The organism is Streptomyces sp. NPDC029014, from assembly GCF_055564695.1.
Map to the genome: position 1 here is coordinate 1 of NZ_JBVHVT010000211.1, position 2,112 is coordinate 2,112.

Genomic DNA, 2,112 nt, shown 5'->3' on the forward strand with positions numbered 1-2,112 from the left:
GGTTCGAACTCGACGTCGATGACATCGCCACCTGTTCCGCCAAAGCCGCCAACTGCCGCGCGCTGCTCGAATTTTCGCCGCTGCTCTGCGACGTGGTCGGCAGAACCTTGCTGAGGGTTTGCATTGGTGCCTCCGGTGGTATTGGGGATTGCGGGCATTGCGCCTGCCGCATGGCGGTTGCGGGCGGTCTTGATTGCCCAAGGGAACGGGTTCGTGACCGGTGGCGATCGCGCCAGCCCTTCAGCGACCGTGTGCCCCAGCGTCTCCGGCGTCACGCCCTCCTTCAGGGCGGCCAGCAGGTCTGGGTGGCTCGGGTTGGTGGAATGGCATCCAGCCTTGCGCATCAGCAAGCACGCACGCCCCGCGTCGGTCACGCCTCCCAGAGATCCTTGAGTGAGATGTGATGTATCTGGAGTAGTAATGGGGTCTGGGGTCTGGGTACCCGTGTTCACACCTGTGTTCACACCACCTGTCACACGTGACTCTGCGTGACATGTCACGCGTGACAACTGGTCGAGTGTCACGCGCTCGTCGCCCGTGACATGCGTGACGTGGAGCGCCTTCAGCTGTGCCATCGTGACCAATCCTCCCGGCACGACGCCGACGGCGCGCAGGTCTTCGAACAGCATGGTTCTGCGTGCTCGGGTGCGTGCCTGGCGCTCGGTTTCATTGCTCTTTCGGGCATCGCGGCGGCCTTGGCCCTCGGCAATACGGCCTTGCGCCTTGGCGATTTGCTCATCGCAGCGCTTGCTGTGCCGTAATCCGTCTTCTGCCACGGGGAAGTAGCGCTCGGCGACCTTCTTGACCGCAGCCTTGTCCGCCGCAGTGATTGCGCCAGCGATGATGTACAGCTCGGCCAGGCTCTCTGGCAGCGCCTGCTCTTCCGAGTAGTACGCCAGCATCAGCTTGAAATAGACGCCGTGGTCGGTCAGGGACAGTCGGGTCGTGTCCTTGAGGTAGTCGCCCGGATACATCTCGAAGTAGATCATCAGGGTTCCCCGGCACCGTGCTTGCCGCGTGCCGCAGCACCGGGGCTGCCAATCCTGGCCAGCTCATGCTCGTTGGGCGGCAGCGTCTCCAGCCGGTATGTCTCACCCAGACTGTTGCGCCAGCGATACGCCGTGGCGCGGCTCACGCCGAAGTGCCGGACAATGGCCTCAACGGTTGGGAAATCGCTGAGCTCGACTGCCCAGCGCATGAACTCCATGACGATCCTGGTGGTGTTGTAGCCGGCAAGGGCGTGCTGCGGCGCGCTGCGCCGCGGCTTCTTTTCAGACATCGCGGCGGCGACCGGAGCTACGGCCGGCTCTCGCTCGGTCGGAGCGGCGCGGAGCGCAGGGCCACAGCGCAGACCGAGGGTCGGACTGATGTTCATCCTGTCGCCCCCGCATGGCCCGATACGGGGACCTCACGCCCCATCGCGGTGCTCAGCTGCCGCAGGCTGGGAAGCCGCCGCCTGGCGGCCGCCGGGTCGTTGAGGTCCTGCAGCGCGAGCTGCCAGCGATATGCCGTCGCGCGCGAAAGGCCGAATCGCTTCTGGAGCGCATCAACGCGCACCGGCTGCGGCTGCTCTTTGGCCCAGAGGACTACATCCACCATGGGCAGGAGCGGCACCACACTCTCGGGGATGCGACGGCCGGCACTGTCGAATTCGCTGACCACGGCGATTGCCCAGCTCACCATTGCACCGCCGCTCATCGCTGCGCACCCTGCACCGCTCGCGGCGCCAGATCCTGCAGGTGGCCCGACACGTAGCGCTTGGCCGTCACCAGCTCCGCCTCGAGCTGACCGATCTCGTCCAGCGCGCGACGCAGCTCAGGTATGTCCTTCGGGCAGATGCGGCCGTCAGCCAGGACGTTGGTGATCGCTTCGAGCGTGTGACCGAACTCCACCGACAGGCGGGCCACAGCCAGCACGCCGGCATGCGGCTCCATCATCGGGATACGGGCACCGAGAAAGCCATAGCGCTGGGCCAGTTCGCGCGAACAGGCGTCGCGCCAGTGCGGCGGCAGCGCGCGAACCCACGACTCTTCCAGATCAACGGGCATCTTGACTGTGCCATTGCGGATGCGGGCAATGAGCTGGCCGTTGGACTTCAGCGCTTTTTCGGTG

Annotated in this window: 4 protein-coding genes; all 4 read right to left on the minus strand. The window is 65.5% G+C overall.

Annotated features, from left to right (window positions below):
- A partial coding sequence (locus ACZ4VL_RS40525; protein WP_468211018.1) for a YdaU family protein occupies positions 1 to 989 on the minus strand: 989 nt, incomplete at its 3' end.
- Complete coding sequence (locus ACZ4VL_RS40530; RefSeq protein ID WP_362189690.1) at positions 989 to 1,279, minus strand: hypothetical protein; 291 nt, start codon at positions 1,277 to 1,279, stop codon at positions 989 to 991. The genes ACZ4VL_RS40530 and ACZ4VL_RS40525, both read right to left, overlap by 1 nt.
- Positions 1,280 to 1,371: 92 nt before the next feature.
- Positions 1,372 to 1,698 (minus strand): hypothetical protein, encoded by a 327-nt coding sequence (locus ACZ4VL_RS40535; RefSeq protein ID WP_315805987.1) that lies wholly within the window; start codon positions 1,696 to 1,698, stop codon positions 1,372 to 1,374.
- Positions 1,695 to 2,112 (minus strand): hypothetical protein (locus tag ACZ4VL_RS40540; protein WP_468211022.1); only part of this gene is annotated, 418 nt, incomplete at its 5' end. The genes ACZ4VL_RS40540 and ACZ4VL_RS40535, both read right to left, overlap by 4 nt.